Genomic DNA, 24,860 nt, shown 5'->3' on the forward strand with positions numbered 1-24,860 from the left:
TTCACTCTCTTTCCGTTGTCCGGATCAACTGGAAATTGTCTGAAGAAGAGCTTCTAACAATGATTATACGAGGAGAGTTGACATGATGGAGCTTTCACTCGTTCTTTCATTTTTGGCTGTCTCAATCCTGCTCACCCTCGCTCCCGGACCTGATATCCTGTTCGTTATCGCGCAAAGCATGTCCAATGGGCGAAAAGCTGGGATCATGACCGCTCTTGGGCTGGCTAACGGCGTAATCGTGCATACATTGGCCGCTGCGCTTGGCATTACAGCTGTCCTCTACAATTCCGCTTTTGCTTTCCAGCTCATGAAGTACGCCGGTGCAATCTACCTGCTGTATTTGGCATACCAGGCAGTTCGCGAGGGGGGAAGTCCAATGACGTCCGCTGAACCCGTCAGGCAATCCAGCTTGAAGCTGTATCGAACAGGCGTGCTCATGAACATTTTGAACCCTAAGGTTTCTTTGTTCTTTCTCGCCTTCCTGCCTCAGTTCATCACTCCTGGGTCTGGTCATGAACCAGCCCAAATGATGATTCTTGGCGTCATTTTCATGCTTCAGGCTTTACTCGTGTTTTCGATTGTCGCTGTCTTTGCCGGACTATTCGGCCAAAAACTGTTCGGTCTCCCACAGATCGGGAAGTATGTGAACTATGGAAAAGCCCTCTTGTATGCGGCGATCGGCATTCGCCTCGCCCTGGCAGAAAAATAATCCGCTTACCAGCCCCAAATTGCCCTTACTCAGGTAATATGTCCAGACCGCTCCTGCCGTGCTGAATATGATAAACCATGCACAGTGGGAGGTGTCATCAGTGAAATCGGCCAAGTCTAAAAAACGAAATCGCTATTCTCGCCCAAATCACTCTTCTTCACACAACGTACGCGGGAAAAGAGCAAGGAAGCTAGACCATCCTCGCTGGCTTCGCGTCAATGTTCGGGCTCCTAAAGTACTTGTGACTGCCCCAGCGCCTGAGCTTACAGTCACGCCCTCCACACCCAACGTTCAAGTGGAGGCACCTACTGTAAATATCCAGGCACCGAAGCCTTTGATTATTCCAGCACCCATCGTCAATGTCGAGGTCGAAGCGGAAGAATCCGCTGAGGAAGCAGGCGTTAAAGGTCTTCGCAGGGAATTGGTCAAATGCATGAAGCAGCAACAGACCATTGAGCTCCTGCTCTCCGCCGACTTTGGCGTGCACAGTCGCCGGTATCGAGTGGGAAAGCTGATCCGGGTCGATGAAGGAATCGTTGAGCTGAAAACCCTTTCTGCTCTCGACCACATCGGCAGCTCCGTTCTGATTCCACTTCATCGAATCGTCGCTATCATTCCCAACTTGCCAGACCAGGCTTCTTCCGCAGATCCTTAAAGCACTGAAAACGAAGGATCGACAATCCAAATCGAGTTAGCTCATTTGCGTCTTTATTACCCTACAAGCTCACTTGCACCTTCTTTTTATGTATCGGAATCGGTTGCCCACCTGCTCACTGTTTGTCAGCAGAATGTGGGCTTTTCGATTCCCTTTTTTTATCGAAACCCTCTTCCTTCCCAGACTTCGCGAACTTCTCGCGCCACACGATTCCACGTAAAGCGCTCTTCTGCCAACATCCGGCCTGCACTTCCCATTTTGCGTTGCAGATCCCGGCTGGAAAGGAGCTTTTGCAATTGCTCTGAGAAAGCTAAAGGGTTCTCTGGTTGCTCAACCAGTAGACCGTTTCCTCCGATAATGACCTCGGCGTTTCCTCCTCGCTTGGTCGTCACAAAGGGGAGACCTGCTGCCATTGCTTCGTAGTGTACACGTGCCAATGGCTCCTCCCATTGGGACGGACAAACAAAGATATCCCCTGCCCAAAACCATTGATGAATCTGTTCAGCCGAAACAAAACCAGTGGTAATGACCGGAATAGGTGAACGACCAGCCAAAGAACGTACATACGCTACATAATCGCTGACCTTATCTTCGCTGTACCAGGAGCCACCGACCAGGACCAGTGCTATATTGGAGTGGCGTTTGCTTAAATCATTCATGGCTCGGACGAGGATATCTGCACCTTTTTTAGGAGTCAGCCGACCTACAAACAAGATGACTTGTTTGCCATTCAATTGGTGCTGACTTCTCAGCTCTTGGCGAACTTGACGCGCCTGTGACGATTTTTCCCAGGGGACAAAGGTTCCCAGATCCACTCCCGAATAAATGGTCCGCAGCTTTTCTGTAGCTGCAGGATACAGGGAGGAAATGACTCCCCCTACGTAATCGCTGATGGTAATGATTCGCTCGACAGATTCAATGGCTTTGACTGCCACTTGCGGATCAATTTTGGCCACGTCAAACATGTCATTGTGCATGCTCAAAATGATTCTCGCGTTTGGACAAACATCCCGTATCAACGGTACCAATCGCGGACGATTGAAGACATGAATGATGTCGTATTCACTTGTCTGTAAAAAGCGAACGACCTCTGCTGCATACGTTTCAAAGACGCCCAGTCCGTTTAGCCTTACGTAACGAACCTGTCGGATGATCTCGTCGGTCGCTAGCTCCGGATCTGTCGTACCAATAACGGTTACATTGTGATAGGAACTCAGATCATCCACGATTCCTGATATATAGGTTTGAATGGCACCGCCGCGGACTGGAGGCACGGGCAACTTTTCGGTGCAAATCATGGCTACCTTCATCGTGATTCCCCTTTCCTCATGCGGTTCATCGCAAGCCTTTGTACTTCTTCATACCTTGCTTTGCTTTTGGTTTGCGAGCAGGATTGGTAGTCACGCGGTTTCGTGGAGCAGGCACTTTATTATACCCGTGACGACTCGACGCAGACGTCGTTGCTGCTCTTCTTGGTTTGGTCGTGCTCGTTGATTTTTGTCCTAGACGTGATGCTGTCCGTGCTGATGAAAGCGGCTTCGCTTGTCTTTTCTTGGCAATGGCTCGGCTTGCTTCCGTTCGTTTGGTCTGCAAGGCTCTCACGGTCGTAGTACGTTTTGCTTTTGCAGCGGCACCTGACGATTTGCGTTTTGAACGGACAGTCCCAAGACTCGCTTGGCGCTTCCTTCCGCTAGCTGCTGTTTTTGCTCTCGGGGTTCGAGTGCCTGGATTGGAAAGGTAAGGGAGAAGATTAATAACATTGGATGCAGAGGATGATGTGAGGCTTTTTCTTCTACTGGCGGACGAGCGCACAGCTTCTTTCTCTTCCGCAGCAGGGTTAGAACTGGATTTCTTTTCTACAGGCTTCAGCTCAGCCACTTTATCTTTGACGGCATCCTTCTTCTGCTTGGACTGAGAGGATTCGACCTTTTGCTTCTCTTTTGGCTCAGAGGATTCGGGCTTCTTTTGCTTCTGCTGAGAAGATTCGGTCTTCTTCTCTTCGAACGGAACTGCTACGGTTTCGCGTTTGGGCGCGTTCTCTTTTTTGCTGCTCTTTTGTTTGTCATTGGAGGAAGCAGATACAGCTTCTTTTTCTGTTTGATCTGCACGCTTTTTGGTCTGCAGATTCCACTGTTTTTGCTCCCAGATAAACGTGGAGGAAGCTTGTGAGGGGATTTTTTCGGGGGATTGTGCGACAGCTGCCTGCTCGTAGGAGCCAGCTGCGTATTTCGATTTGTCTTTGCTCAGTTCCGCTAACGCTTGCCACTTCGTCTGATCCGTCGCTACCACACGTTGGAGGATCGCTCCAGCCTCCGTATTCAAAAACGTAACAGGATCAAAGAACATTTCTTTCAGATGTTTGTAAAACTCGTTGGGCATGGCCATATCGATCAGCAAAACGTCAAACGATTCTGCATCCAGGGGATTCGCTTTGTGATACGCCTCAATCATTCCGCGCATCCAACCGACATCCCATACGCCCATATCGTCCATCGTGCTAGTAATCAGCTTTCTCAAATCGCGGAATGGCAGATCGTAGGACACCCCGTCAAGGTCAATAACCCAAAGACCTCCTGGTCCATTTTGTCCGTTGGACCATCCGTAGTCCTGGTGTACAAGGCCCCAGTGAGGTTCCCCCATCGCAGCCATTTTGGAATATGCTGATTGCTGCAGTCGTGTGATCGCTTCCTGTGCCTGACGTTCGTATTCATCGACGACAGACAGGATCTCTGGGCTCGCCGCTGTTTCGCTGTACGCGGATGCCATTTCCCGCATCCAGCCTATTTTTTTGGCGATTTTCTGATAGTAATTAGGCCAACGATACAGGCGGGATGAGTTTTTCGCTCCTAATGGAGGCAAGTAGCCTTTGGTGTGCCTGTGAAATTCCCCTAACCCGTAGCACAGTTCCTGTGCGCCTACCAGATCAACCTTCGTCGCAGGCTGTAAATTGATCCAGTCCGTGACGATCCAGAGCTTTCCGCCCATCTCAACAAACAGCTTCCCGTCCTTTGCCGGTATCAGCGCCGGAACTCTAGCACCTTGCTTGACAACATATTCCTGTAAACCCACACTGAACAGGCTTCTCTCTGGACTTCGATGCAACAACTTCAGACTTCTCGGTCCTTTATTGGTCTCAATCCGCCAAATGGCTCCACCTTTGTCTGGTTTGGAGGTAATCAACGTTCGACTGCTGACAGACATATCGTACATTTTGATAACAGCCTCAGCTATCGTGTCTATTTCCGGCGGAACATGCATATCCCAATTTAGGGCGGCTTCGGCTGCTCCTGTTCCCTGTCTGTGAATGTCCCACGGCTTGATCAGGTACTCTTCCATTGCCTTCCTCCCGTCGTCCAATTATGGTGCGTTGATGGTCCTTTCCTATTACTATTCGATCATTTTTCATCACGAAACGGACAAATAGCCATAGGAATTAGCCAGTTCTATCATCAAAAAACCATGCCCGTAGCTTGTTCCAGGATGGGCGACGCGCAAAGAGACAAGCTCGAAGAAATGGACCTTTGATCCTGCATAAATAAAAAAAGATGCGCTGTCAGACGCATCTTTTTTGTTAAATGGATGATTAGGCTTCATCGTCACCGTATTCTTCATCTTCATCCTCATCTTCTTCGTCTTCATCATCGGAGTCGTCTTCTTCGTCAGCTTCGTATTCTTCTGAATTGTCTTCGTCATCAGATCCGTCAGAGTCTTCGTCATCGTCTTCATCGTCTTCATCGTCTTCTTCGTCGTCATTATCTTCAAGTACGGGTCTTGCGTCGCCTGTGAAAATCCATTTTTTCTTTCTGCCGTCTTCGTACTCTACTTTTACTTCTAATTCTTCAATGTCATCGTCATCTTCAATGATTTGTCTCAATTGTCTCAGCCAATCGTTTCCCATGACCACACCTCCGGTACTGAATAGTATCGTGTTACCAGTCAGCGGATCACCGTTGACTTTAGTACTATATGTTGGTTCTTTGTCACTTGTATGAGCAGTTGTCCTGTCTCCAAGTTTTTTTTTTGCACATTTTCGATTTCTGTGCTCATTTACAGGCTTTAGCCCGCCTTATGGCTACGGTACATATTTGGAAACGAACTGGACAAACTTTTCATGGACGAACATGATTCGTGCAACGAATGGAGAAAGGACGTGAGTAGTTCGCTATGGAAAAGGAGCTGGCGAAAATGGCTCTCGTTTTAGATCGGGAGGAGCGTCAATGAACAAACGGATTGCTTGCTTGATTTTCAGCCTCTTTCTGCTGTGTATGCTGCCCCTTCAATCAACGGTAGCCTACCAGGATCAGCCTTATCATTTCGGATTTAAGAAAAGCAAGAATGGTAGGCTTCCATCGATTAACGAAGAGGGGTTTAAATCCATTGTTGATCGACATGGCGCTGTTTTTCTAGGCGATACTTCACAGAAAGAATTGTACTTGACCTTTGACAATGGCTATGAGAACGGATTCACACCGGCTATTTTAGATACCCTGCTATCCAGACATGTGCCCGCTATTTTTTTCGTCACTGGCCACTACGTAAAGGACAAGCCTGAGCTGTTGAAAAGAATGGTTGCGGAAGGTCATCTGATCGGCAATCACTCGTGGAGCCATCCCGATATGTCCACGATCTCGAATGAAAAAATCAAGGATGAACTGGCCAAGGTAAAGGATGCCGTAACAGAGGTAACCGGGCAAAAGGAAATGAAGTACTTGCGTCCACCTCGGGGGATATTCAGTGATCGAACACTAGGGATCTCGAAGGAATTGGGGTACACCAACGTATTTTGGTCGATTGCCTACAAGGATTGGGATGTCAAGCAGCAGCGCGGGTGGAAGTACGCCTATGACCAGATCATATCCCAGCTTCATCCGGGAGCGGTCATTTTGCTGCACTCGATCTCCAAGGATAACACGGAAGCATTGGGTGCTTTTATCGATGAAGCACACAGACAGGGCTACGTTTTTAAAAGCCTGGACCAGCTGCCTGGTTCAGCTCCCACCCCTGCGCCCCTTTCTCCATCTACACCACAGCGCTGAGTCCCAAACGCTCATGACCGTTGTTCACAGAAAAGCTCCCGTTCCTGCACGAATATGCGAGGAACGGGAGCCCTTTTATCTTCCGGAAAAACCCTTGGACAGGATTTCCGTGCTTATTTTCTTATTCTCGATCCAACAGAGACGCTCCAGCGATCCCTGGGTGGGTCATTTCGAAAGGATCCAGAATCAAATCCAGCTCCTCTTCTGTCAGAACATTGTGCTGCAGGCACAGCTCGCGAACCGACTTGCCTGTGAGGATGGCTTCTCTGGCGATACGTGCCGCTGTCTCATAACCCAGATGTGGGTTGACTGCGGTAATGACACCCACACTTTTCTCCACGTATTCCTTCATGCGCTCGCGATTGGCTTCGATTCCTGCTAGACAGTATTCTGTGAACGCGCGGAAAGCATTGTCCATGATGCTGATCGATTGCAGCAGATTGAAGACGAGCACTGGCTCCATCACATTGAGCTCCAGTTGACCCGCTTCAGACGCCAGGCAGATGGTATGGTCGTTTCCGATGACTTGGAAAGCCACTTGGTTGATGACCTCTGCCATGACCGGATTGACTTTCCCCGGCATGATCGATGATCCAGGCTGGCGGGCTGGCAAAGAGATTTCTCCTAGTCCTGCGCGCGGTCCGGATGCCATCAGACGCAAGTCATTGGCAATTTTGGACATATTCATCATGCATACTTTCAATGCCGCAGACACTTCTGTATAAGCATCTGTATTTTGGGTGGCATCGACGAGATGTTCGGCTCCTTCCAAGGGGAAGCCGCTGATTTCCGTCAGCTTTTCTACGACTGTCGTAATATATCGCGGATCTGCATTCAGCCCAGTGCCTACTGCTGTCGCCCCCATGTTGACTTCGTACAGATGCTGGCGAGATTGCTTGATCCGTTTGATATCGCGATCCAGTACCCGGCGATACGCTTCGAACTCCTGGCCCAGACGAATCGGTACCGCATCTTGCAAATGCGTACGACCCATTTTGATGACGTCATCAAACTCCTGTGCCTTTTGTCCGAATGCATCGTGCATCGTCTGCATGGTCACAAGTAACTTTTCCAAAAGACTTAGTGTTGCCAGGTGAATCGCTGTCGGAAATGCATCGTTGGTGGATTGAGACATGTTCACATGCGTATTCGGGCTCAGGTGGAAGTAATCCCCCTTCTTCTCTCCCAAAAGCTCCAATCCACGATTGGCAATCACTTCATTGGCATTCATATTGATGGAGGTTCCCGCTCCCCCTTGGATCGGATCTACGATGAACTGGTCATGCCACTTTCCATCCATGATCTCCTCGGCAGCGGTCACGATCGCATTACCGAGACGTGGGTTGAGTCGAGATACTTCCATGTTGGCAATCGCCGCTGCTTTTTTTACCATAGCCATGGCAATAATCAGCGATGAATGAAGGCGGTAGCCGGTAATTGGGAAATTCTCTGTTGCCCGCATGGTTTGCACACCGTAGTAAGCGTTTACAGGAATCTCTTTTTCACCAAGAAAATCCTTTTCAATTCGAAACGATTGTTGTTCCATCCTTGTTCGCCATCTTTCCTAGTAATAGTGGGTTACGTCCCCCTCATTCTACCATAGATTTTCAGAAAAGGGCTGTCTCTTTGAAACACAGCTATCTTTTTCGCCGTCTTATTGGGTAGAATGGCTAATAATCAATGAAAAAATGGAATCGAGGGATACCATGAAGAAACTTTTTCTCATCTTGTTGACCGCAGCACTCCTGCATGGCTGTAGCAGTACGCCAGAAGCGGTCGATCAGCCTGCTCCCGAACAGCCCCCAGCCTCAAGTGAACCACCTGCGCAACAGCCAAATCAGCCGCAAACACCTGCTCCCGAACAGGAGCCTCCAAAGGAAGAGCAGCCTGCTGCTGAGAAAACGTACGGAAACGATATTTTTCAAAAAGTAACAGTGGCTAAAACCGGAGAGGATACCTTCGAGATCAAGGGGCAAGCCAGAGTATTTGAAGCTGTGTTTCAATATGTGGTAGAAGACGGGCACAATGAATTGACCGAGGGCACTGTAAATACCTCTGCTGGAGCGCCGGAGTGGGGCGACTTCACCCATACGGTAAAGGTAAAAAAGGCGGAGCCGAATTCTACACTGATGCTTATTCTGTTTGAGGTTAGTGCAAAGGACGGAAGCAGACAGCATGAACTGATCATTCCTTTGCCGGAAAAATAATGGTCTCCTGCAAGATCATCGGAGAAGGCTACCCACTCGTCTTTCTCCACGCATTGGGAACGGATCACCGCTCCATGCAAGCATGGGCCGAACCTCATTTTGCACATACTCTGGGCTATCAGCGGATTTATATCGACTTGCCCGCCCATGGTCACAGCCCGGTGGAAGACTGGGTGCGAACATCGGACGATCTCTTGTCCATGCTGCTTGACAAAACTTGACTCGCTGCTGGCCCATCGCTGCTTTGCCTTGGTGGCAATATCGTTTGGTGGATACGCACCTCATTTTGCACATACTCTGGGCTATCAGCGGATTTATATCGACTTGCCCGCCCATGGTCACAGCCCGGTGGAAGACTGGGTGCGAACATCGGACGATCTCTTGTCCATGCTGCTTGACAAAACTTGACTCGCTGCTGGCCCATCGCTGCTTTGCCTTGGTGGCAATATCGTTTGGTGGATACGCACCTTGCCTTCTCGTATCATCCTGGAGCGAGATGAAGACGCGATATGCGGCTATCAGGATCATCTGGCACTGCTCAAAGCTTTTACCCATGCGACCTGCTCCATTCTCGACCAAGCTGGACACATGCTGGAGATCGAGCAGCCAGCGCTGTACAGAGCCTGTTTGCCAACTGGCTGGAGCGTGTGAAGTGCTTTCAGACAAGGGACGGGGTTGCTTCTGCTGAATAATCGAAGAAAAAAGAGTACCCCCTGACTCACTTGCTTAAGTCAGGGGGTCTTTGGATTGACTCACTGAGCCTGTCCTTTTTTCTTGGCCATCTTGTTGGCGACCAGCGTGATCAGGAAGGAGCATAACAGCCCACTCGCCATCGCGAGGATAAATCCGACCATGTTATTGGAAAGAAGTGGTGCCATGATCGAAGGCACATAGGCTGTTCCTCTGACGTCAAACAAACCAACCAGCATACCAGCTACACCTGAAGAGATCACAGCTCCTGCGAACACCAGCTTATTAGAGAACATGAATGGATATGCTGCTTCGACGAAGGTACCAAAGCCCATATTGATCAAAAAACCAGGCGTCGCCAACGTAGCTTCGCTTTTTTCGCGTGGCGCTACGATATTCGCCAGTGTAATTCCCGCAGATACCATGACGAGTCCGACCATGTCCACTGCACCCAGGAAGCTGTTCCCTGTTTTCTCCATCTCCAAAAGCACAATCGGCAAAATCGCGGCATGATACACACCGCCAATGATCGCTGGCCAGATGAGAAGTCCTGCAATCAAACCCGCCAGGATCGGGCTGTAAGCCACCGCTCCTTCAATCAGAACTTTTACCCACTCCCCTGCCTGCAAGGCAATCGGCGCCAACAAATAATAGACGATCAATCCTGATACTAGCCCAGAGATACCGCCGGCAATAATATTGACAGTCGTGGTCGGAAACCGCCACTCGATACATTTTCTAAACAGCAGATTCACCAAAAGACCTGCGCCTATACCGCCAAGCATACCGCCAATAATTCCTCCATCGATAGACAAGACGCCTGCCAGCACCCCTGCCACGACGGATACCTCTTCCATGTCAGACACTTGTTTCGCCGCTACCGCCGCAATCACGACGGGCAGTGCCTTGATCAAGACGTCAAACACTTCACTCAGCATGGACAAACCGGGTATCTTACTGAGGGCAAGGATCAATGCCAGCGCGATAAAGCCCGGCAGCGAAGCCATCATGATTCCTCGAATTTGGACTCGCTTCCACGGGCTAGCCGAGATACCCGACGCTTGCTTCGAATCCCCGATCATCGGTCTGTACGCGATTCCCCAGTGCTTGCTGAATACGGTGAGAAAACTGATCGCTCTCGTCCGGTTTGTCGTTCCTGTCGTTCCGGAAGTCAGAATGACCAAAGCGCCCTTTGACGCGATCTGTGCCATCGACGTACCGCCTGTACCAGCGATCGGTACCTGCTGATCGACTGCTGCGCGAACGACCTGCTGATTGGCACCGTCTGGCGCTGCACTCATCACGATCAAGCCATCGACGTTTCCTGCCCGTATCTGGCTTGCGATCTCTTCGTCCAGGCTGGCTGCATACCGGTTGCACGCCTCCAGCGGTCCCTCGAACACTGAGACCACTTGACTGACTTTTTCATTCCATACATACACCGCAGCATCTGTCGAGTCGCCGGCTGAATCCATCGAGCTTTTAGCCGCAATGAACTGGACCGCTGCCAGCTCGATTCCTGCTGACTCGATCTGTGTGATGATTTCACCCAAGAGCTTTTCAGGATCTTTTCCTCCCAGATTATATAAATTGCCCCCGCTGCTTCCTACGACTGCTATCCGCTTTGTCACATGCAAGATCTCCCAACGTTTTGTTTTGTTTTGTTAAAGCGTTACTTTGTTAATTAGGTATAGTTTTACTTTAGTAAAGGATGACACATAATTCAAGAGATTCTCTGTATTTATTTGATGAGATTGAACAGATTGACATGAATATAGAAATCTTCAGATAATATGGTATAATTTGTCTTGTGATTTTACATACCGATGTATCAAGGTGGGGTGAAAAGCGTGGTAAACGAATATGGGATTGGCTGGGGAACGCTTGCATTGATCAACGCTGGACTTGCTCAGGGAAAAAACCGCAGTGGATTTAACTGGTTTCTCATCTCCTTGCTGCTTGGACCACTCGCTACCTTCCTGCTCCTTCTGATGGATAAGCTGCCTCACGAATAAGAAAACCACTCTCGAGGCAGTAAAAAACCCCCTCTCTGTTGAAGAAAGGGGATCATCCATGATTTATTTATTTTTCTTCATTATTCTGACTATCTTTGTAGCAATCTATACACAGACCTTCATTATTCTCGATCTCATATTCGGTCAAGCGAGCTTGACATGTTTTGCACATCTTCTCTGTCAGTACCAAGTTCACTGTCCTATCTCCTTTCCGAGGAAATCTATCTGTATACCTTTATTATAACCATTTACTTATATAAAACTCGGATTTTGTGTTAAAATTTTGTGAATTCTTACAAAAATATTTTTCAGGAGCTTCTGTATGTCACCTTCCTTATTTGCTTACACGATTGACGAGGATCCCTTCCACTTGTTTTCCGCCTCTCATTTGGTCGTGCTGCTGCTTTTTGTTGTGCTCACGGCCGCTCTTTTTGTATATCGGAAAAAATGCCGTTCCTCTGCACGTTCCAGGCACACACTGCGCTATACGCCTGTCTGTTCATGACATGGGTGGAAGGATATCGCCCAACGCTTCGCTCAGTCTGGAAAACGATGGGCTTTCTCAATGTGCTCCTACTCGTGGCTTTGCTGGTCAATCACTTTACAGGCGGGAACTACCTGTTCGTCTCACACAAGCCGGAGAACCCTAGCCTGATTGATTACCTGGGCGAGTATCCGTGGTACATCCTCTCCCTGGAAGTCGTCGCTTTGGCGGTCTTTCTCCTGCTTTATTGGCCTTTTGCATGGGGCAAAAAAGCAATATCCTCATCCTCACAAGAGATGTCTTCATGAAGGCAGTGCACAATTCCGTACCCAATCCTCCACGCAAGCCAAGAATCGCTGTGCGGCTGGAGACAGGTTGGCCATCGAGGGGGCACCAATTCCGATCGTTCGATAGTGGGCTCCCTCCAAAGGAATGACACAAATATTCGCAGGCAGTCGAAACAAGATCATTTCCGGGAGAATGCTGATTCCGAGGCCATTTTGCACCATCGCAATAATCGCATGATCGTCTCCCAGCTCGTATTTGATTTTTGGCTGCAGCTTGTATTCCTTTAAAATGCGCTGGATATCATTGTCACAGCCAATGGTCGGCATGATAAATGTTTCTTCTACCAGCTCGCTTACCTGTACGATTTCTCTCGCGGCAAGCGGATGATCAGAAGGCACCAGCAAGAGCATGCGATCTTTTTTGAGAGGCAGCAGATCGAAGGATGTTGCAGTAGGCATGGAGACAAAACCGAGATCTACTTTTCCCGCTGAAACCCACTCTTCAATATCGTCGTAGTATCCCTCGAACAGCTTGATTTCTATGTTCGGATAGGCGTCCTGGAATTGCTTCAAGATCCCCGGTAGCCATTGCGTCGAGACACTGGTGAATGTACCGAGATTTACGGTTCCCGACTCAATGCCTTTTATTGCGTCCACTTCCTGTTTCATTTGTTCATTGACCCGCAGAATCTCGCGCATATAGCCATACAGTCGCTCCCCATTGCTTGTCAGGCTGATTCCAGACCTCCCACGGATCATGAGTGTCAGGCCAAATTCCTGTTCCAGACTGGCTATGGCATGACTGACAGCCGACTGTGTTAACCCGAGAAGCTCCCCTGCTTTGGTCAAGCTGCCTGTTTCCATCACCGACGTGAAAACTTCGTACTTATTGAGACTCATGCATACCCCTCTTTTTCATGAAAACAATTTGTGCAAACCATAATAAACATTCATTTTTCTTATTCAAGCGATACCCTTATACTGAAAACGTATCAAGAGATAAAGTGTCCCAGCTTCAATCTGCGGGGATAAGGGAGCACGAGAATGAAACCTCAATTAAAAGCTGATCTGGCTATGCTTTTGGTAACCCTTTTTTGGGGTTCCTCCTATCTGTTCATGCAGATGGGGCTTACAGATCTGCAAACCTTCAATTTTATTGCTCTGCGCTTTTTGCTCGCCTTTGTCTTGGCTGGTCTTTTCTTTCGTCGGCGCATCCTGCGTACTCATCGGAAGACCCTCGGCAAAACGTTTGTTCTAGGCACCCTATTGTTTGGCGTTTTTGTTACGATTACGACTGGTTTGAAGACAACCACTGCATCCCAGGCAGGTTTTCTCGTCAGTCTGACTGTCATCTTCGTACCGTTCTTATCCATGCTGCTGCGCCAGATTCCGCCGCCACGTGTTTTTCTTGGAGCGTTTCTCGCACTGATCGGTATTGGTTTGCTCACATTGAACAGCCAGCTTGAAATCAGCCGTGGGGATTTGTTATGCATTCTCGGCGCTGTGTTTTATGCCATTCACATCATCGTTACTGGCAGATGGGCAAATCAATCCGATCCGCTCCAGCTCGGTGTTTACCAGCTCGGTTTCACTGGCCTGCTTGGGCTGCTCTTTTCACTAGCTTTGGAAACGCCGCGGCTCCCCGTAACCCCTGAGGCATGGTTTGCGGTTCTGATGCTGGGCATCTTCTGCTCGGCCGTCGGATTCGTGGTGCAGACGGTAGCCCAGCAGTACACGACTCCGACGCACACTGCCCTGATCTTTTCAATGGAACCCGTACTCGCTGTCGCAATCGCGTTTTTGGTCACGGGTGAAATGCTTTCGTTGCGCGGGTATGTGGGTGCAGCCCTGGTATTGTTCAGCATCCTGATCGCCGAAATGGATCTGGGTAAATGGCTGCGACGCAAATCCTCAAAAAAGCTGGCAGTAACTGAAAAAAACGTGCAGGCATGAGGTCTTCCTCGCCTGCAAGTTCATTTTTTCTGGCTTAACGCGTGTAGCAAACCTTTCCGCCGATGACGGTCATGACAATTTTCGTCGAGAGCAGTTCATCCGGGTCCATCGCAAACAAATCGTTCGAATAAACAGTCATATCGGCAAACTTGCCTCGACTCAAGGTGCCCTTCAGATGATCTTCATGGGTAACTTTTGCTCCACCGGTCGTGAATAGCGAGATCGCTTCCTGCATGGTCAGCTTCTCCTCCGGCATGTAGCCACCATGCGTTTCCCCTGGTGCTTTGCGGGTGACCGCTGCATGAATCCCCAGCAAAGGATCGATTGGCTCCACCGGGGTATCCGATCCGCCCGCGCAAATAATCCCTTTCCGGATCATCGTTTTCCAGATATACGAATATTTGATCCGTTCTTCACCCACGCGATCGATCACCCACGGAAAGTCTCCCGCCAAAAAGCGCGGCTGGATGTCCGCGATTCGGTTGGGATGCTGCAAGCGCTCCAGCAGATCTGGCCGGACAATCTGCGTATGAATGAGTCGATCCCGATAGGCTGCCGGCGCGAATTGGTCCAAACTGTCCAAGACCATCTCTAGTGCCTTGTCGCCGATGGTATGGACCGCAATCGGCATGCTGAGGGCTCGCGCCTGCCGAACCAGCTCTGTCAATTCTTCTTGCTCGTGCACTGGATAGCCGCTGGTGGTCGGATCGTCCGCATAGGGAGCCGACAAATAGGCAGTGCGCCGTCCCAGTGCTCCATCCGCAAAGATCTTCACAGCTCCTATCTGCACATGGCTGTTGCCATAGCCTGCATACATCTGCTGTTCGCGCAGCTCATGCATGTGAGGATAGTAAACGAGCAGGTTGCAACGAAGCGCCAGCTCTTCCTGATTGATCAGCTCATCGTAGAGACGGTAGGTTTGAGCCAATCCACCCAATTCGCGCAAATCTTCGGTGTGCGCACCTGTCAGGCCATGCTGGAGCGCATACTGAATGGAGTTGCGCAGGCTCGTCTTCAGCTGATCGTAGCTTGGTTTGGGAATATGCGGCTTGACCAGATTGGAAGCCGTCTCCAGCAGCATCCCCGTCGGACGTCCTGTGTCCGGATCGCAGACGACCACGCCCCCTGCCGGAACTGCCATTTCCGGATGATAGCCAATCCTTTCCAGCGCTTTACTGTTGACCAGATTTGCATGCCCGCATATGCGAGAGAGCATGATCGGACAATGCGGAGCGACCCGGTCCAGCTCTTCGATGGTAGGAATTCCTCCACCATTTACGAACAGATTTTCGTCCCACCCAAATCCTTCCATCCATTCCTCGGGGCCCGTTTCTTCAGCTCTTTGCTTAATGAGCATCAACATTTCATCCTTGGAGGTCGCCTTGCTCAAATTGAGCTGCATAAAAGTCAAGCCTTGCCAGCCCAAGTGCAAATGGCTGTCAATCAAACCAGGAGTTGCTGTATGTCCCTGTAGGTCAATTACTTGAGCCCCTGTTCCCCACTGTGAGAGCATGTCCGCGCCACTGCCCAAGTCATGAACGAGTCCATCCCGGACGACGAGGGCCTGGACGAACAAATGCTGCGGATCGCCCGTGTAAATCCTTCCGTTCGTAAATATCGTGGTTGTCATTGCATATGCCTCCTAGTTTAGCCTTACTCAAAACAGCTTTCGTTTTACTACTTTCTTAATTGTTCATGGGTTGCTTTTATCCTTCTTTATTCCTGAATTCAACTCCAATTTAAAAAACACTTGTTCGCATTTGGAAATCATCGGTATAATACGAGTTATGTTGCGAAAAACCAACAAGTTTTGGGAGACAAGGAGAAAACCATTGAGACGTAAGAAAAAGAAAAAAAATTCGCCTATCCTACTCTTTCTTGCCATCGTCGTCGCTGTTTGCACCTATCTGTTTGGGGAGCTAGAGACTGGTACGCCGGTCAGCACACCGACCGAAGCGGATCTCGTCCTGGAATTTCCGAGCCAGCGCTTCCCTGAGACTGCGGCACATATTCAAGCAGCTGTGGAGAATGGTCACTCCTCCATCTGCACGATTGACCGCAAAGGTGCCGATCAAAATCGGGATGAGTCCCTGCTAGGCATTCCTACCAAACGCGGCTTCGATCGGGACGAATGGCCGATGGCGATGTGTGCGGAAGGCGGCAAGGGTGCAGATATCGCCTACATATCCCCATCTGATAATCGCGGAGCGGGATCTTGGGTCTCCAATCAGCTGGAGAACTACCCGGACGGGACGCGTGTGCAATTTGTGGTGAAATGAACGTAAAACCCGCTCGGCCGTGAATGCGCCATGCGGGTTTGCTTTTGAGGAAGCAGTGGAGACTCTCCCAGCTGGATTACACCAAAAAAGATCCCCTATAAGCACTGAGCGCTTGATCCAGCTCCTTGATATGCTTTTCGTTCAAATCCGTTCGGCTCATTTTTTTCACCTTTGCCTCTGATGCCCTTGGCAAATGTCCATACATGGCGTTTTGGATATGCCTAATACCAATATGACCGTTTCGCGTGAGATAATCTACTCTTATGGACTTCCCGCTGTTCACAAAAATTTTATACCACAAATGATCCGGCAGTTCATTTTTATGCTTGTCCAGAAAAACCCCTTGGATCACGCCATTCTCTTCTTTCATATCACGAGGTATCGCTTGTTTTGAGTTTGACTGCGCAACCATCCGTTGCAGGGCCTGATTGCCAATCGACTGCTGCAGGACGCGAATGGAGGACGAACGCATGTTAGCAGGGGTTTGCAATTGTACCAGATGGCCTGCTGTGTTTGGCGACTCTTTACTTTCTGTCACTGACTGCTTGGAAGGATGCATCGTTTCACCTCTTCGACCACGATTCTCACGTTCGAAGTATCATCTGCGGATGGATCTTGTTTGTCGAATTACGTCTATTTTTTATAAAATCGACAGCAAAAAACCTTCCCCACCGAAATACTTCCGGCAGGAAAGGTCGTGTGATTCCTTGTTTGATCTTTTTTCTACGATGTGGCTACTTTTGCTTCTCGCGTATTCACGATATGGTGGCCAAGCGGCAAGCCCCGTTGCTGCAAATCGTCGGCAGTCAGAATATGGAGCGTCTCACTTTTGCACGGCATTGGCATCAAACCACCCAGTGGACTCATCACCCGCCCGTTGGTATCTGTCTCGATGACCACGTATAAACCTTTACTCTCCAGCTGCTGCAGAAATTCACTCCAGCACTTGGAAGTAATCTGTTCTACGTGCTTGGTGAAAATCACACCCATTTCTTGTGCTAACATGTACAATCTCCTTTGTTGTATGCATCGAACTTCTCATCAAATGAAGTTCTAACGATACAAAGAATACAGGGAATCAGGATTTCTGGCAAAATCCACAATACGCTGGAAAATGCGAAATTAAGCTGTTTTCCACCGCTTTTTGCTTCCGTCGTGACGTTTCTTTCTCAGACATATCACTTTCGCTTTGTCACGCTGTTTTTTGATGTTTGCTTTTTTCACACATGCGAAATTGTCACATTTGACGCCTTTTGATAAAAACGTCTTAGGTAAGGGAGGATTTTTCCATTTATGCGCGAATGTATGTTCTTATCCTGACAAGAAAGAGGCGATTTGATGTGACTAATTTGTTTCAACGAATTGACACGGTTTTTGTCCCAACCAAGGATATTGAGAAAGCTGCCCACTGGTATGTGGATGTTCTGGGTGGTGTTCTCGGTTGGAAGAGTGAACAGGGAGAATACCAGTGCGTCAAATTCGGGGATACTTCCATCACACTGTTCCTCACAGAAGATCCCCTTTATTTTCAGCCTCGCCGTTGCGCTTTTAACTTCTATGTCTCGCGTGCCAGTGAAGCTTACGATTACCTGAAAAGCCGTGACGTTCAGGTCGAGGAAATCAAGGAGTATGGAGCCACGTACTTCGCCTTCTACGATGTGGATGGTAACTGTCTGGAAGTATGCGAATACTAGGAGATGTTCCAGCAAGGAAAGAGGGATGCCCTTTAACGGACATCCCTTTCTGCTTGCAGCAGGGCGGCAAACGAAAGCCATTGCGTACCTGTATCCACCCTCAGCTTCATTCGCTGCTGTACCTGATCGATGTGCATGACGTAGCCGGACAATCTGCTTGGTTCTTTTCCGTTATAGTAGGTGAGCACGAGAGCAGTCCCTGTCTGAAAAGCCTGCCAGACCTGCTCGCTTAGCTCTGCCAGCTGATCGGAATCCAGCTCGGGTGGAACGTAGCGACGCTCCTGTTCCTTGATGCGTGCGTACATTTCCCGATGCTCAGGGAGTACAAACCGGCTGGATACAAACAGATTATCCTTTTTCGATACGCGTGTTTCCCTCATGTTGTCCCCTCTCCTTGCTGATAGCCTGTCATCCAAAGCCCGATCAGCTCCTGGCATTCCGCCCGCAGGATTTCAATGGAATAGATCGCTTCGCGTAAATAGCCACGCTGGCGATACTGAACGACGTAGGTATGCCCCTGCTTTTGGGTGCTGACCACGTAACATCCCCGCTGACGCAAGAGCCGGCGAATCGCATGGTGCTGACGCTCTGACCAACGGGACAGCTCCTGAAAAAATCCATCGTACGACAGTTTCAGGGAGACGCGGTGCACCGAGGTCATATCCGCCATGACGACGCGAAACAAAAGGCCAAAAAGGATATAGCGCCGGACGAGATCCATCTCTGGCTCTGGCTGCTCTTTTCCTGACTGCTCGGGGCGGGTCATTTGTAGTGCCCTCCAATCTTGCGGGCGCGCTCCTTCGCCTGACCAGCCCCGAGCAGGGACGCTGCTCGCAGGATGGCATCCTGACCGTACTTCGAGCGAATGTCATCCATCGCATGAGCCAGCGAACGCCGTCTTTGATTGTCCGTGAACAGATTGAGCTGGAGCACATTGTCCGGCACCAGCTGCTCCAGATTGACTCCGACACTGCGCACAGGCGTCCCCTGCCAGTGGCGGTCAAACAGACAGCAGACCGCCTCAAACAGCGTTGTCGCATCGTTGGTCTGCTCCTCCAGCTTCAACTGACGGCCAAAACCGTTGGCCGCGTCCAAATCAGCGCCGCGACAGCCTACCGAGACGACCGATCCCATCAATTCCTTGCTGCGCGCCCGCCGACACACCTCCTCACACAGCTCCAGAAGCACCACCTTGATCTGTGCCGCTGTGTGATAATCGCGTGGCAGCGTCATGTGATGACCAATTCCTTTTTGCGTATCGTAGGTGTTAAGCGATACAGGCGAATCATCCATGCCATGTGCGGTGCGCCACAGCACCTCGCCGTTGACTCCCCAGCGACGTGTCAGGACGGCGGGAGACATCCCCGCCAGCTGTCCGATCTCGTACACTCCCATCCGATGAAAATGCCGCTTCATCCGCGAACCGACCCCGAACAGCTTCTCAATCGGCAGCTTCCACAGCGTCTCGGCCAGCTCCTCCTTCTTTAGCCAGAACACCCCCGCCTCCTGTTTTTTGGCAAAATTGTCACATGCCATCTTCGCCAAGACCTTGTTCTCTCCGATTCCCACCCGGCAGTTGATCCCGGTCTCCAACCAGACGCGCTGGCGAATTTGCGCCGCCATCTGGTACACATCTCCAAACAGATGAACACTTCCCGTCACATCGAGAAACTGCTCGTCGATGGAATACGGCTCCACTTTGTCGGTAAAGGACTCGAAGATCTGCGTGATTTGCATGGAAATACGGATATAGGTTTCCATGCGCGGCCGAACGACGACGAGGTGCCGGCATTTTTGCTGTGCCTGCCACAGCGCTTCCGCCGTGACCACGCCATACGTTTTGGCGATCGGGCAGGCAGCCAGCACTACTCCGCTGCGCCGTTCAGGGTCCCCAGCCACCACAATCGGCTGGTCCCGCAGCTGCGGATTGGCTGCTTTCTCGATACTGGCGTAGAAGCTTTGCATGTCGATGAGAAAGACGATTCGCTTATTGCCCGACTTGGTCATCATAGACCATCTCCTGTACAAGAACGTTTGTTCGTATTATGCTTTTGTTCTTAGTATAGCAAACAAACGTTCGCTTTTATACTCTTTTTTCGCCTAATAAGCTTGGTAATTTTTTGCTGTGAAAATAAACAGCCAGTCAGCAGGTACGATCACGTACACGTGCAGACTGGCTAGAAAAGCCGTTCTATGGAGCTGGAGTGGGAGGTGATGCCAAATCACGAGAGCTGTACAGATACAGCCAATTGCCATCCTTGCTCGCCCCGATCAAAAACGAGCTTGCCGGCAATCCCGTACTCAGCACACGTTCCTGCTTGCGGTCGGCGTCAAACATATAAAGCGACTGTGTGTCCACCTGCCCTTCGCTGCTATCCTCATATTTGGTGTAGACAAACTGATGGCTCCCCGGGATCCACAGTCCATCTCCCAGGAACTCCAAGACTGCCTCGGAGCCTTTAAAAATACCGGCATTGGGATACATCTGATACATTCCGTCATCGGTTTGCGTATAGCCAGACCAAGCATCTGCTGGCACCGGCGGATTCCAGTCGCTGACGGTTCCCGTCTTCCAGTCGTAGCGGTACCGCAATTCAATCAGCTCTTGCTCATTCTTGCGCATAAAGAAAGTAGCCTGCCGCCCGTCATCGGCAAAAGAAATGGTCAAGATACTTCCGTCCATCTCGCTGGTCGGTATCGTACCGCGAATGACTCCTGGCAGACGTCGTTCTTCTATTCCTGCTTCCAGATCATAGACGATCAGATCGAGATCCTTTTTTTGCTCAGCACCCCCGACAGCCATCAGCAGACGTGTGCGATCCAAACTAAAGCTGGCACCATGCACATAGCCGTCCACCCTCACCCCAGTGGCAAACTCACTTTCCGGCACGGTGACACCATCGTCTGGTTTTGCGTAGAAAAAGCCGCGACGATCGGCGATAAAATTCCCTTCCCCCCTGTAGTGTTTAGCCAAGTCCACCGGGTATCGGGTGATCGTATCGGTGTTGCTGTCATACACCGAGAACAGCTTGGGATAGATGGCATCACATTCGCAATAACGCTGATTGCGGCTCAACAAGAAAAATCGCGCTTCCGCATCCAGCATTTCCGTCACATAGTAGGTAGTGAAGTCCGTCAGCTTTTCCCGTTCTTTGCCGTCTGCCGCTACCTTCCACACCTGTCCAGGCCGCAATGCAACCGCATAAAAATCAGGCGAATCCTCAGGCAGTGAAGTACCTTTCACCGTTGTTGCCCCTGCTACATGCAGGCGATACTCCATCCAGTCACTGACGGACGTCTTCTCTGCAGGCAAAGAGACCAGCACATGCAGCTGCTGATCATGAACCCAGTGAAATTGCAGGGCAGGCTCCAAATAGTCCAAGCCTTCCCTGATCAGCTCCGGCTTGATGTGATTCCGTATGGCCTTTTCCACACTGGCTCGTTCCATCGGCTCACGGAAAAAAAGCGTGTAAGCCTGCGCATCGATTCCGACGATCGTCCGAATCGGCGAGTGCAGACTCGGCTCTCCGTTGAGCTGAATCACGACGTTCTGCTGCATCGTGGAATACGCATACGGCAGCTCCTCCACCTTCCACTCCTCCTCATCCGACGGCGGGGTCGAAACAGCAGGAATGGACTCCACTGACGAAGCTGACTCAGAGGCTGCAGCAGGCGGTCTGGAATCGCCAAAGCCGCAGCCCGCTATCAATACAGAAGTGAGGCACAACAACGTGCCCGTTCTGAAAAAACGTAATGAGAACAAGCAAAATCCCCCTTTGATATCTTCTATCTCTCTTCCCTTATTGACGCAATCTTCCTTGAATTTGTTACAAGAAAAGGAAAAAAGAAAAAGCCCTCCCGACCTTTATGGGAGGACTTCTCCACACATTCCTAGTCAAATACAATTCCGTCCAGCACACCTTCACGCTTGAGATAATCACGCAGCCAGCCGTAGCGTTCTTCTCGCCAAAAGGAGCGCTCTGCGACCAATCTGGCAGCCTCCTGCCTGGCTACCTCCAGCGCCTTGTAGTCGCTCAAAAGATCCGCCACCTTGAATTCAGGCAAGCCACTCTGTTTCGTACCGAAAAAGTCCCCCGGCCCGCGCAGCTCCAGATCGCGTTGGGAAAGCTCGAAGCCGTCTGTCGTTTCACACATGACGTGCATGCGCTCTTTTCCGATCTCGGATTTGGGATCGGCGATCAGCACGCAGTAGGACTGCTCCGAACCGCGCCCGACACGTCCGCGAAGCTGATGCAGCTGGGCAAGGCCAAAGCGTTCCGCATCGTAGATGACCATGTAGGTGGCGTTGGGTACATTGACCCCGACCTCGACCACGGTTGTAGACACCAGCACCGCATGTTCTCCAGCCAAAAAAGCCTGCATGACCGCATCCTTTTCCTTGGCCGGCAAGCGACCGTGCATCAACCCCACACCAAACTCTGGGAACACCTGGGAGAGCTGCGCATGCACGTCGATCGCGTTTTGCACGTCCAGCTTTTCCGATTCTTCGATCAATGGACAGATGACATACGCCTGTCTGCCACGGCGAAGCTCTGAGCGCATCTCTTCCAGCACAGCGGGAAACTGGTCGTGCTTTTTCCAGGTCGTCTCGATCGGCTTGCGTCCCGCTGGCATCTGATCGATCGTGGAGACGTCCATATCGCCAAAAGCGGTGATAGCCAGCGTCCGCGGAATCGGTGTCGCGGTCATAAACAGCACGTCTGGTGACAGCCCTTTGTTGCGCAAAATACGTCGCTGCTCTACCCCGAATCGATGCTGTTCATCTGTGATCACCAGACCCAGCTTGGAGAAGAAGACATCTTCCTGGATCAAGGCATGCGTACCTACCACGACATCGATCAGCCCCATCTGCAGCGAGCCAATGACCTCACGCCGTCTTTTGGCAGTCAGCGAACCAGAGAGGAGCGCCACCTCGATCCCATAAGGAGCCAAAAGACTGGTCAACGATTGCAAATGCTGCTCGGCGAGGATCTCGGTCGGCACCATCAGCGCCCCCTGGTATCCTGCCTTCACAGCAGCGATCAAGGCGATAGCCGCAACTACGGTTTTACCCGAGCCCACATCCCCTTGCAACAAGCGATTCATCGCATGGGGAGCACGCATGTCGTCGAGGATTTCCTTGACCACGCGCTTCTGTGCATCCGTCAGTGGAAAGGGCAAGCCCGTAATGAACTGCCGTACCTCGTCCATCGGGATCGCCAGTGCCATGCCTTCCGTCTGCTGTCGGTTGATGCGCCGCAGCGTCTGCATTTTAAGTTGAAATAAAAAAAGCTCCTCAAACATGATGCGACGCCGAGCCTGTCGGCCGTCCTCTGCATGCTCGGGAAAATGGATGGCGTGAAAGGCTTCTACACGTGGCATCAATCGATAACGCTCCACAAGCTCGGAAGGCATAATCTCCGGAATTTCGCGACCATACTGACGCAATGCCTGCTGGATCAGCTTGCGCAACAAGGTATGCGTAACATCTCCGCGCAGGGGGTAGACCGGAGCCAATTCGCCTCGCTTGGCTGCCCGCTCCGAATCCACCTCTGTCATCTCGCTCACCGTGATCTGCAGCTTGTGCTTGTCCCATTTTCCCGTCAAGAGAACTTCTTTTCCGGGCGACAATCGGGTTTTCACGAAGGTCTGGTTGAACCAGACTGCCGTCACCACGACCCGATCCATCACGACCTTGACAGAAATGCGTGACTTGCCTTTACCATAAAAACGAACAGAGGGTTCGCCGTACACTGTACCAGCAAGCGTCACCCTCTCCCCGTCCTTGATTTCCGTTACATCGCGAACGCGGTAATCTTCATAGCGGGAAGGAAAGTACTCCAGAAGGTCGCCAATACTCTCGATCCCCATCCCCGCCAACGATTTCGCCCGTTCTTCCCCCACCCCGTGCAAGAGGGAAACGGACTTCTCATATACCCCGCTCACGGTGTATCCAACCGAACGCCAAAGATCTTGGCTTCAATTTGTCTGCCCGTCTGGGTCGCAGCAAGTCCCCCCTGCGCGGTTTCCTTCAAGGCAGTCGGCATGGCGCAGCCAATCCGGTACATCGCTTCGATCACTTCGTCTGTGGGAACAACGCTCTTGATCCCGGCCAGAGCCATGTCAGCCGCAACAGTCGCGATCGCAGCACCCATCGCATTTCGCTTCACACAAGGTACTTCCACCAGGCCCGCTACAGGGTCACAGACCAGACCCAGCATGTTTTTCAAGGCAATCGCAACCGCTTGTGCCGATTGCTCAGGCGTACCACCTGCCATCTCCACAATCGCAGCCGCTGCCATCGCGGTCGCAGAGCCTACCTCTGCCTGACAGCCGCCTGCCGCTCCCGAGATAAAAGCATTGTTGGCGATGCAATACCCGATAGCACCTGCCGTAAACAAGTAGTTCACCATTTCTTCTCTGGTCGGCTGGAGCTTTTCCGTGACAGCGAACAACGTACCGGGTACAATCCCGCAGGCCCCCGCAGTCGGTGTCGCGACGATCGTCCCCATCGCTGCGTTCACTTCATTGACGGCGACAGACATCGAGACGGCGCCCAGCAGCGTCGTACCCGAGAGAAAAGGCTTGTTCTTCATGTATTCCTGCAGCTTCTTGGCATCTCCGCCCGTCAATCCGCTATGGGAGCGGATATCTTCTGTCAATCCGCGCTGGACCGCCTTTTCCATCACGTCCAGATTGCTGTACATCTGCTGCATGATCTCATCCCGACTGCGCTGAGACACTTCCATCTCTGCTTCGATCATCACCTGGGATATTTTCTTCCCCTGGGATTCAGCCAACTCCACCAGTTCAGCCACATTGCGAAACATGCTGTTGATTCACTCCTCTAT

General features: G+C 50.8%; 27 protein-coding genes. 11 read left to right on the top strand and 16 right to left on the bottom strand.

What is annotated here, in order from left to right; all coding sequences use genetic code 11:
* Positions 1 to 85 precede the first annotated feature (85 nt).
* Positions 86 to 709, top strand: a complete 624-nt coding sequence (locus EDM52_RS13710) for a LysE family translocator (protein ID WP_122909658.1) — start codon at positions 86 to 88, stop codon at positions 707 to 709.
* Between the two features lie 100 nt (positions 710 to 809).
* Positions 810 to 1,364: a hypothetical protein gene (locus EDM52_RS13715; protein WP_122909549.1), complete on the top strand. Its 555-nt coding sequence runs from the start codon at positions 810 to 812 to the stop codon at positions 1,362 to 1,364.
* 158 nt (positions 1,365 to 1,522) lie between these two features.
* Here EDM52_RS13715 and EDM52_RS13720 read toward each other — a convergent pair whose 3' ends face one another.
* From EDM52_RS13720 to EDM52_RS24710, 4 genes are all read right to left on the bottom strand, one after another.
* A complete protein-coding gene (locus EDM52_RS13720; protein WP_122909550.1) occupies positions 1,523 to 2,674 on the bottom strand; it encodes a glycosyltransferase family 4 protein in 1,152 nt (383 codons plus the stop codon).
* Between the two features lie 25 nt (positions 2,675 to 2,699).
* Positions 2,700 to 4,700, bottom strand: coding sequence for a CotS family spore coat protein (locus EDM52_RS13725; protein WP_122909551.1), 2,001 nt, complete (start codon positions 4,698 to 4,700; stop codon positions 2,700 to 2,702).
* A gap of 69 nt (positions 4,701 to 4,769) precedes the next feature.
* Positions 4,770 to 4,976 (bottom strand): hypothetical protein, encoded by a 207-nt coding sequence (locus EDM52_RS13730; protein WP_148038758.1) that lies wholly within the window; start codon positions 4,974 to 4,976, stop codon positions 4,770 to 4,772.
* Positions 4,948 to 5,262 carry a DNA primase gene (locus EDM52_RS24710; protein WP_183185085.1) on the bottom strand — a complete coding sequence of 105 codons (315 nt, stop codon included), beginning with the start codon at positions 5,260 to 5,262 and terminating at the stop codon, positions 4,948 to 4,950. Before EDM52_RS24710 ends, EDM52_RS13730 begins: the two co-directional genes overlap by 29 nt.
* A 319-nt stretch (positions 5,263 to 5,581) precedes the next feature.
* On the opposite strand from EDM52_RS24710, the gene pdaA reads away from it, so the two are divergent.
* Positions 5,582 to 6,400 carry a delta-lactam-biosynthetic de-N-acetylase gene (pdaA, locus tag EDM52_RS13740; protein ID WP_122909553.1) on the top strand — a complete coding sequence of 273 codons (819 nt, stop codon included), beginning with the start codon at positions 5,582 to 5,584 and terminating at the stop codon, positions 6,398 to 6,400.
* Between the two features lie 121 nt (positions 6,401 to 6,521).
* Here pdaA and aspA read toward each other — a convergent pair whose 3' ends face one another.
* Positions 6,522 to 7,946 carry an aspartate ammonia-lyase gene (gene aspA / locus EDM52_RS13745; RefSeq protein WP_122909554.1) on the bottom strand — a complete coding sequence of 475 codons (1,425 nt, stop codon included), beginning with the start codon at positions 7,944 to 7,946 and terminating at the stop codon, positions 6,522 to 6,524.
* Between the two features lie 160 nt (positions 7,947 to 8,106).
* On the opposite strand from aspA, the gene EDM52_RS13750 reads away from it, so the two are divergent.
* The 3 genes from EDM52_RS13750 (at position 8,107) to EDM52_RS13760 (ending at position 9,258) form a co-directional block, all read left to right on the top strand.
* Positions 8,107 to 8,607: a Gmad2 immunoglobulin-like domain-containing protein gene (locus tag EDM52_RS13750; RefSeq protein WP_122909555.1), complete on the top strand. Its 501-nt coding sequence runs from the start codon at positions 8,107 to 8,109 to the stop codon at positions 8,605 to 8,607.
* Positions 8,607 to 8,828: an alpha/beta fold hydrolase gene (locus EDM52_RS13755; RefSeq protein WP_183185087.1), complete on the top strand. Its 222-nt coding sequence runs from the start codon at positions 8,607 to 8,609 to the stop codon at positions 8,826 to 8,828. The genes EDM52_RS13750 and EDM52_RS13755 overlap by 1 nt, the downstream gene beginning before the upstream one ends.
* Before the next feature lie 247 nt (positions 8,829 to 9,075).
* Positions 9,076 to 9,258, top strand: a complete 183-nt coding sequence (locus EDM52_RS13760) for a hypothetical protein (RefSeq protein WP_122909556.1) — start codon at positions 9,076 to 9,078, stop codon at positions 9,256 to 9,258.
* 101 nt (positions 9,259 to 9,359) lie between these two features.
* On the opposite strand, the gene EDM52_RS13765 is transcribed toward EDM52_RS13760, so the two are convergent.
* The gene (locus EDM52_RS13765; RefSeq protein WP_122909557.1) at positions 9,360 to 10,928 is read right to left on the bottom strand and encodes a PTS sugar transporter; all 1,569 of its coding nucleotides are present in this window, start codon (positions 10,926 to 10,928) and stop codon (positions 9,360 to 9,362) included.
* Between the two features lie 195 nt (positions 10,929 to 11,123).
* Between EDM52_RS13765 and EDM52_RS24715 the strand changes: the two genes are divergently transcribed.
* The gene (locus tag EDM52_RS24715; RefSeq protein WP_415783026.1) at positions 11,124 to 11,312 is read left to right on the top strand and encodes a hypothetical protein; all 189 of its coding nucleotides are present in this window, start codon (positions 11,124 to 11,126) and stop codon (positions 11,310 to 11,312) included.
* A gap of 447 nt (positions 11,313 to 11,759) precedes the next feature.
* Entirely contained in the window at positions 11,760 to 12,104 is a 345-nt protein-coding gene (locus EDM52_RS13770) for a TMEM164-related integral membrane acyltransferase (RefSeq protein WP_122909558.1), read from the top strand.
* On the opposite strand, the gene EDM52_RS13775 is transcribed toward EDM52_RS13770, so the two are convergent.
* Entirely contained in the window at positions 12,099 to 12,983 is an 885-nt protein-coding gene (locus EDM52_RS13775; protein WP_122909559.1) for a LysR family transcriptional regulator, read from the bottom strand. The genes EDM52_RS13770 and EDM52_RS13775 overlap by 6 nt on opposite strands.
* A 144-nt stretch (positions 12,984 to 13,127) precedes the next feature.
* On the opposite strand from EDM52_RS13775, the gene EDM52_RS13780 reads away from it, so the two are divergent.
* Positions 13,128 to 14,036 carry a DMT family transporter gene (locus EDM52_RS13780; RefSeq protein WP_122909560.1) on the top strand — a complete coding sequence of 303 codons (909 nt, stop codon included), beginning with the start codon at positions 13,128 to 13,130 and terminating at the stop codon, positions 14,034 to 14,036.
* A gap of 34 nt (positions 14,037 to 14,070) precedes the next feature.
* Here the strand turns inward: EDM52_RS13780 and EDM52_RS13785 are convergent, their stop codons facing one another.
* Positions 14,071 to 15,666, bottom strand: a complete 1,596-nt coding sequence (locus EDM52_RS13785) for an amidohydrolase (RefSeq protein ID WP_122909561.1) — start codon at positions 15,664 to 15,666, stop codon at positions 14,071 to 14,073.
* Positions 15,667 to 15,943: 277 nt separating this feature from the next.
* Between EDM52_RS13785 and EDM52_RS13790 the strand changes: the two genes are divergently transcribed.
* On the top strand, positions 15,944 to 16,315 hold the full coding sequence (locus tag EDM52_RS13790) for a NucA/NucB deoxyribonuclease domain-containing protein (protein ID WP_245996927.1): 372 nt from the start codon (positions 15,944 to 15,946) through the stop codon (positions 16,313 to 16,315).
* A 76-nt stretch (positions 16,316 to 16,391) separates the two neighbouring features.
* On the opposite strand, the gene EDM52_RS13795 is transcribed toward EDM52_RS13790, so the two are convergent.
* Complete coding sequence (locus EDM52_RS13795) at positions 16,392 to 16,874, bottom strand: hypothetical protein (RefSeq protein ID WP_122909563.1); 483 nt, start codon at positions 16,872 to 16,874, stop codon at positions 16,392 to 16,394.
* Between the two features lie 164 nt (positions 16,875 to 17,038).
* The gene (locus tag EDM52_RS13800) at positions 17,039 to 17,320 is read right to left on the bottom strand and encodes a hypothetical protein (protein WP_122909564.1); all 282 of its coding nucleotides are present in this window, start codon (positions 17,318 to 17,320) and stop codon (positions 17,039 to 17,041) included.
* 335 nt (positions 17,321 to 17,655) lie between these two features.
* Between EDM52_RS13800 and EDM52_RS13805 the strand changes: the two genes are divergently transcribed.
* On the top strand, positions 17,656 to 18,009 hold the full coding sequence (locus tag EDM52_RS13805) for a VOC family protein (RefSeq protein ID WP_122909659.1): 354 nt from the start codon (positions 17,656 to 17,658) through the stop codon (positions 18,007 to 18,009).
* Positions 18,010 to 18,041: 32 nt separating this feature from the next.
* Here the strand turns inward: EDM52_RS13805 and EDM52_RS13810 are convergent, their stop codons facing one another.
* The 6 genes from EDM52_RS13810 to sdaAA all read right to left on the bottom strand — a co-directional run bounded on the left by EDM52_RS13810 (position 18,042) and on the right by sdaAA (position 24,839).
* On the bottom strand, positions 18,042 to 18,389 hold the full coding sequence (locus EDM52_RS13810) for a YolD-like family protein (protein ID WP_122909565.1): 348 nt from the start codon (positions 18,387 to 18,389) through the stop codon (positions 18,042 to 18,044).
* Positions 18,386 to 18,775, bottom strand: coding sequence for a YhjD family protein (locus EDM52_RS13815; protein ID WP_122909566.1), 390 nt, complete (start codon positions 18,773 to 18,775; stop codon positions 18,386 to 18,388). Before EDM52_RS13815 ends, EDM52_RS13810 begins: the two co-directional genes overlap by 4 nt.
* Positions 18,772 to 20,019, bottom strand: a complete 1,248-nt coding sequence (locus EDM52_RS13820; protein ID WP_415783027.1) for a DNA polymerase IV — start codon at positions 20,017 to 20,019, stop codon at positions 18,772 to 18,774. The genes EDM52_RS13815 and EDM52_RS13820 overlap by 4 nt, the downstream gene beginning before the upstream one ends.
* A gap of 181 nt (positions 20,020 to 20,200) precedes the next feature.
* Positions 20,201 to 21,772: a hypothetical protein gene (locus EDM52_RS13825; protein ID WP_122909567.1), complete on the bottom strand. Its 1,572-nt coding sequence runs from the start codon at positions 21,770 to 21,772 to the stop codon at positions 20,201 to 20,203.
* A gap of 128 nt (positions 21,773 to 21,900) precedes the next feature.
* Positions 21,901 to 23,955 (bottom strand): ATP-dependent DNA helicase RecG, encoded by a 2,055-nt coding sequence (gene recG / locus EDM52_RS13830; RefSeq protein WP_122909568.1) that lies wholly within the window; start codon positions 23,953 to 23,955, stop codon positions 21,901 to 21,903.
* Positions 23,952 to 24,839 (bottom strand): L-serine ammonia-lyase, iron-sulfur-dependent, subunit alpha, encoded by an 888-nt coding sequence (sdaAA, locus tag EDM52_RS13835; RefSeq protein WP_122909569.1) that lies wholly within the window; start codon positions 24,837 to 24,839, stop codon positions 23,952 to 23,954. The genes recG and sdaAA overlap by 4 nt, the downstream gene beginning before the upstream one ends.
* Positions 24,840 to 24,860: the final 21 nt, after the last annotated feature.

Source organism: Brevibacillus invocatus, from assembly GCF_003710915.1.
Classification (GTDB): domain Bacteria; phylum Bacillota; class Bacilli; order Brevibacillales; family Brevibacillaceae; genus Brevibacillus; species Brevibacillus invocatus.

What these genes read in the sequence shown, in the direction of transcription:
- EDM52_RS13780 (WP_122909560.1), top strand. Translation starts at nt 13,128, where the DNA reads ATGAAACCTCAATTAAAAGCTGATCTGGCTATGCTTTTGGTAACCCTT.
- EDM52_RS24710 (WP_183185085.1), bottom strand. Translation starts at nt 5,262, where the DNA reads ATGGGAAACGATTGGCTGAGACAATTGAGACAAATCATTGAAGATGAC.
- EDM52_RS13815 (WP_122909566.1), bottom strand. Translation starts at nt 18,775, where the DNA reads ATGACCCGCCCCGAGCAGTCAGGAAAAGAGCAGCCAGAGCCAGAGATG.
- EDM52_RS13775 (WP_122909559.1), bottom strand. Translation starts at nt 12,983, where the DNA reads ATGAGTCTCAATAAGTACGAAGTTTTCACGTCGGTGATGGAAACAGGC.
- EDM52_RS13795 (WP_122909563.1), bottom strand. Translation starts at nt 16,874, where the DNA reads ATGCATCCTTCCAAGCAGTCAGTGACAGAAAGTAAAGAGTCGCCAAAC.
- EDM52_RS13720 (WP_122909550.1), bottom strand. Translation starts at nt 2,674, where the DNA reads ATGAAGGTAGCCATGATTTGCACCGAAAAGTTGCCCGTGCCTCCAGTC.
- EDM52_RS13730 (WP_148038758.1), bottom strand. Translation starts at nt 4,976, where the DNA reads ATGAAGAATACGGTGACGATGAAGCCTAATCATCCATTTAACAAAAAA.
- EDM52_RS13755 (WP_183185087.1), top strand. Translation starts at nt 8,607, where the DNA reads ATGGTCTCCTGCAAGATCATCGGAGAAGGCTACCCACTCGTCTTTCTC.
- EDM52_RS13710 (WP_122909658.1), top strand. Translation starts at nt 86, where the DNA reads ATGGAGCTTTCACTCGTTCTTTCATTTTTGGCTGTCTCAATCCTGCTC.
- pdaA (WP_122909553.1), top strand. Translation starts at nt 5,582, where the DNA reads ATGAACAAACGGATTGCTTGCTTGATTTTCAGCCTCTTTCTGCTGTGT.
- aspA (WP_122909554.1), bottom strand. Translation starts at nt 7,946, where the DNA reads ATGGAACAACAATCGTTTCGAATTGAAAAGGATTTTCTTGGTGAAAAA.
- EDM52_RS24715 (WP_415783026.1), top strand. Translation starts at nt 11,124, where the DNA reads ATGTATCAAGGTGGGGTGAAAAGCGTGGTAAACGAATATGGGATTGGC.
- EDM52_RS13725 (WP_122909551.1), bottom strand. Translation starts at nt 4,700, where the DNA reads ATGGAAGAGTACCTGATCAAGCCGTGGGACATTCACAGACAGGGAACA.
- EDM52_RS13770 (WP_122909558.1), top strand. Translation starts at nt 11,760, where the DNA reads ATGCCGTTCCTCTGCACGTTCCAGGCACACACTGCGCTATACGCCTGT.
- EDM52_RS13820 (WP_415783027.1), bottom strand. Translation starts at nt 20,019, where the DNA reads ATGATGACCAAGTCGGGCAATAAGCGAATCGTCTTTCTCATCGACATG.
- EDM52_RS13750 (WP_122909555.1), top strand. Translation starts at nt 8,107, where the DNA reads ATGAAGAAACTTTTTCTCATCTTGTTGACCGCAGCACTCCTGCATGGC.
- EDM52_RS13810 (WP_122909565.1), bottom strand. Translation starts at nt 18,389, where the DNA reads ATGAGGGAAACACGCGTATCGAAAAAGGATAATCTGTTTGTATCCAGC.
- EDM52_RS13800 (WP_122909564.1), bottom strand. Translation starts at nt 17,320, where the DNA reads ATGTTAGCACAAGAAATGGGTGTGATTTTCACCAAGCACGTAGAACAG.
- sdaAA (WP_122909569.1), bottom strand. Translation starts at nt 24,839, where the DNA reads ATGTTTCGCAATGTGGCTGAACTGGTGGAGTTGGCTGAATCCCAGGGG.
- EDM52_RS13785 (WP_122909561.1), bottom strand. Translation starts at nt 15,666, where the DNA reads ATGACAACCACGATATTTACGAACGGAAGGATTTACACGGGCGATCCG.